This is a genomic window from Arthrobacter sp. 10T413_2, assembly GCF_056394205.1.
The window spans coordinates 1-4,438 of record NZ_JBFTHK010000266.1 but is presented as its reverse complement, the minus strand read 5'-3'; the positions used below and the strand labels follow the sequence as shown (position 1 = coordinate 4,438).

The following is a 4,438-nucleotide window of genomic DNA, read 5'->3' as shown; positions in this document are numbered from 1 at the left end:
ATAAGCGCTGCGTCGCCGTAAAGGTGCCCAGCCCGGGAACTTGCCAACAAGTGCGGCGCGTTGCTCATGGATTCCTGTCCACCGGCTACTACGACCTGTGCTTCTCCCAGCCGCAACAACCGGCTTGCCTCAATGATCGCGCTCAGCCCGGACAGGCACACCTTGTTAATGGTGGTCGCGTGTGCGTTTAGCGGGATGCCTCCCGCAACGGCGGCCTGCCGGGCAGGATTCTGGCCGGCGCCGGCCTGGAGCACGTGGCCCATAATGACCGCATCGACGGCGTCAGGCCGGACCMCTGCCTTATCCAGTGCTGCGGCGATCGCGGCACCGCCGAGCTCAGCAGCGGTCAGTGGGGCGAGCTGGCCCATGAGCTTGCCCTGCGGTGTGCGGGCCGCGCCCACGACGACGACATCTGTACTGCGGTTCATTGTTCTCCTTCGAGGTGAACTGGCGGAACTCTTGGACCTGATTGCTGCTGGGGGAGGGGGCCGCGTTTTGCGGGCTAAGTGGATGCGGGAGCGGGCACCGCCAGCCCCGGGTGAAAGGTGGTGCCGGTCTCCCGGTCCAGCAGCGGGGTCAGGCCTCCGTTGTGGAATGGGAAGTTGGCACCGAGGATCATGCATAGGTCGATCTGTTCCGGGCCGGCCACCACGCCCGCATCCAGCATTGTTGTAACTTCTTCGGCAAGCGCAGACAGTATCCGCGCCCGCACGGAGTCTGAATCGGCCTCCGTGGGCGTAGGGAGCAGTGAGRCCGCGGCAGGCAAAATTCCGCCGTCGAACAGATACCCTGGGAGGCCCGCGTCCACCAGCGCGGATAGGCTGGTGCTGACGCCAAACCGCTGCGGATAGGCGCGGTGCATTGTTTCGCAGATATGAAGTTGGACTCGCGGGCCGATGAACTGGAGCAGTTGCAGCGGCGTCATGGGCAGGCCAAGCGGTTCGAGGGCGTGGTCCACGGTGTGCGGGTCCGCGCCGTCGTCAAGCAGGGCCAGGACTTCGTTGAATAGCCGGGTCAGCACGCGGTTGACTACGAAACCGGCCGTGTCGCTGACGAGCACTGGCGTTTTTCGTAACTGTCGGGCCAGTTCGAACGCTGTGGCGAGCGAGGTCCGGTCCGTCTGCGGGGTGGTGACGATTTCCACCAGGGGCAGCACGGCTACAGGGTTAAAGAAGTGAAAGCCGATCAGCCTGCTGGGATTAGCGAGAGCCTCGCCCATTGCGTTGATGGACAACGAGGACGTGTTGGTCAGTAGCAAGGCATCCGGCCTGAGGATGGGCTCCAGCTCGGCGAAGACCGCCCGCTTAACGTCCAGCTCCTCGAAGACCGCCTCGATCACCACGTCACAGTCGGCAAACGCTGACTTGTCGGTGCCACCAGTCACGAGGGCCCGGATGGCCGCGGCGCCCTCATTGTCCAACTGCCCGCGGCCCACGAGCTTATCGAGCTGAGCCGTAACCCAACCCAAGGCTGTATTTACGCGCTCCTGCGACAGGTCCGTGATCCGCACCGGCACGCGCAGCTCCTGCGCGAAGACGAGGGCGAGCTGGCTCGCCATCAGCCCCGCTCCCACCACGCCGACGGTGCGAACCGGCATAGGTTCGACGGCGGGGCGTCCGGCGGGCTTCTTCGCCAGCGACTGCGTGACCTGGAAGGCGTAGATGCTGGCACGTGCCTCGTCGGAAAGCAGCAGCTCTTGAAAGGCCCGAATTTCTGCGGCCGGGTCGCCCTCACCGGACTTGTCAGCGGCGGCGCCCGCKATCAGTTCCAGGGCCCGGTAAGGTGCGGGGGCCGCACGGTGCAGACGGGCATCGAGCTGGCACCGGAAGTCCTCCAACGCTGCCAGTTCGGTGGCAGAGGCGATACCGGACGCAGGTCCGCCGGCTCTGGACCGCACGGCATTTCGGGACTGGGCGGTGCCAGATAGGATGCTGGCAGCGAACTCCAGCGAGGCGGTTAAGAAATTGTCCTCGGGGACTAGAGCATCGATCAGGCCAAGCTCGGCGGCAACCTCCGCTGATAGGTTCTTGCCAGCGAGTGAATCCGTGATCACCAGGCGGGCCGTCAGTTCCGGGCCAACTACAGCTAAAGTGCGCCGGATGCCGCCCCAGCCCGGGATCAGGCCCAGGCGCACCTCGGGAAAGCCCAGTGCGCGGACAGAAGCCGCGGCCGTCCGATAGGCCGCGTGCAGGGCCAGTTCGAGGCCGCCACCCAGCGCAATACCGTTGATGAAGGCAAAAGTGGGCACTGGAAGCGCCTCCAGGAGCCCAAAGGCGTCAAGCCCCTGGCGGGCCACGTCCTCGGCCTGTTCGGGAGTGACGGCCTCCTTCATCTTTTTCAGATCTGCACCGGCACAGAACACAGGACCTGTGCCTGTCACGGCAACCGCATCMACACGGGACAAGTCGACGCCCCGCACGGCGGCCGCGAAATTGGCCAGGGACGCCGGACTCATGACGGCAGGGCGGGAGTCCCGATTCTTGAGGGTGAGGACGGCAAAGCGGAAGCCGCCACAGTGGTGATAAGTGGTGAAGGTCTCGGTCATGATGCTCCCTCGCATTGACRAATGACGAACCTGGGCTGTCCGGTACCTTGTGCCAGTCCGCTAGCGATCCTAACGATTCAAGCTCGCCTCTTTGCCGCAGACCAGTTACGCACAAGAAAGAAGGCCGCGGACATCCAAGTCAAAGTCCGCGAGGTACCCATAGAGTTGMCTTCACAATAACATCCTCATTAAGATAGTCACATCCATCATGTGTAAGTTTTTCCTTGACGAGCAGTCTCTTATGGAAGTAGCGTCGGCGTACCATCACGATCGCGAAGCAAAGAAGCTCGCGACGTACATGCATCCCGGCTCGCTTTGGGGCCGGCACAGGCAAGCAGGAGAATTATGCGTACAACGAAGTCGCGGGTCATGTTGGCTGCCGGATCAGCAGCGGTGCTGCTGGCGCTGGCTGGTTGCGCCGGAAACGCCAGTGGTAGCACGGGCAGCCAGGGCCCCGATGGTAGGGTCGCGATCKATGTCGGTAATGACATGACGGTCAATCTGAAGAGCAGCCCAGGGCTAAAGGTGGCCGTTTTTATCCCGGGTGTGGCCAATGCTTACGGGTTGGAGCAGGAGCGCGCGGCGAAAGAGACTGCCTCGAAGCTCGGTATGGACATGACCCTGTTCGACGGGGGCTACGACCCTAGCAAGCAGCTCAACCAGATGCAGACCGCACTGAAGTCCGGGGACTATGACGCGGCGGTCGTGCAGGCGCTCGATGGCACTGTGGTCTGCAAGGTCCTCACCGAAGAATTCCCCAAGGCCAACATTCTTGTCTCGGCTTCGGGCACGTCATTGTGCGAGTACGGTACAAGCCAGACCGGTAAGTCGCTTGACGAGGTCTGGGCTCCGGGCACGTTGAACTTCGTGGGCAGCAACAACACCCGCGCGTACATTGACGGCTGGTTCGCCGCCGCCGCAAAGGCAAACCCGGGTAAGCAGAAGGTTGTTGCAGTTTTTGGACTGGCGACAGCCTCGCAGACACGCGTCGCGGAAGACGCTATGGCGAAGTTCGCGAAGGACAACCCCGACTACACGGTTGACAAGATCTACACGGATTACACGACGACTGACGCGTATAACAAGACCCAGACCTACCTGCAGGGCCATCCTGATACCACACTCATCCTGTCGGTATACACACCCGATATTTCACAGGGTGTCATCCAGGCCGTAGACGGTGCAGGCCTGGCGGGGAAGGTTCATATCGTGGACCAGKGCTTCGGGAAGTTCCAGATCGAACAGGTTAAGGCCGGGAACGTTCAGCTCTCGACGATGCTCTTTCCGTATAACCAGATGAAGGTAAATCTGGAGTCCATCGCCGCCGCCCAGCGCGGAGACGCCGGCACACGATTCGTGGATGACTCGGTCATCGGCACTGCGAAGAGTCCCTTTGCGATCACGAAGGAAACCATCTCAGAACTGCCAGCCGAGCTACGCTAACGCCCCAGCTCGCCCAGCCTATGGGAGGGACAGGGACCCTTGGACGACCGGCTTTCGAGCTTGGCCCGCGTCACACGTTGTCTCGAGCGGATTATMACCCCATTAAGCACTCATAACATGTGGCTGCTCCATTGACGAGAACCACGCCMGKAAGTAACGCCGCCTTTTTCCCCATCACGATTCGCGAAGCAAAKAAGCTCCACGACGTACTACAAGCATCCCGGCCCTTTTTGGGGCCGGTACAAGAAATTAAGGAAAATTATGCGTACAACGAAGTCTCGAGCCATGCTGGCTGTTGGATCAGCAGCGGTTCTATTGGCTCTGGCTGGTTGCGCTGGAAACGCCAGCGGCAACACGGAGACCCAGGGCCCAGCTGGCACGGTCGCGATCGACGTTGGCAATGACATGAAGGTCAACCTGAAGACCAGCCCAGGCCTCAAGGTCGCAGTC

4 protein-coding genes are annotated in these 4,438 nt (G+C 61.9%); 2 read left to right on the top strand and 2 right to left on the bottom strand.

Annotated elements, in window-relative coordinates; all coding sequences use genetic code 11:
- Both AC1DBQ_RS22160 and AC1DBQ_RS22155 read right to left on the bottom strand, forming a co-directional pair.
- Nucleotides 1-428, bottom strand: a 428-nt coding sequence (locus tag AC1DBQ_RS22160; protein ID WP_476930561.1) for a thiolase family protein, incomplete at its 3' end; no start/stop codon positions are given.
- Between the two features lie 74 nt (nt 429-502).
- Nucleotides 503-2,545 (bottom strand): 3-hydroxyacyl-CoA dehydrogenase NAD-binding domain-containing protein, encoded by a 2,043-nt coding sequence (locus tag AC1DBQ_RS22155; RefSeq protein WP_476930560.1) that lies wholly within the window; start codon nt 2,543-2,545, stop codon nt 503-505.
- Nucleotides 2,546-2,890: 345 nt separating this feature from the next.
- Between AC1DBQ_RS22155 and AC1DBQ_RS22150 the strand changes: the two genes are divergently transcribed.
- Nucleotides 2,891-3,988, top strand: a complete 1,098-nt coding sequence (locus tag AC1DBQ_RS22150; RefSeq protein WP_476930559.1) for a sugar ABC transporter substrate-binding protein — start codon at nt 2,891-2,893, stop codon at nt 3,986-3,988.
- 261 nt (nt 3,989-4,249) lie between these two features.
- The coding region (locus AC1DBQ_RS22145) for a hypothetical protein (RefSeq protein ID WP_476930558.1) at nt 4,250-4,438 on the top strand (189 nt) is incomplete at its 3' end.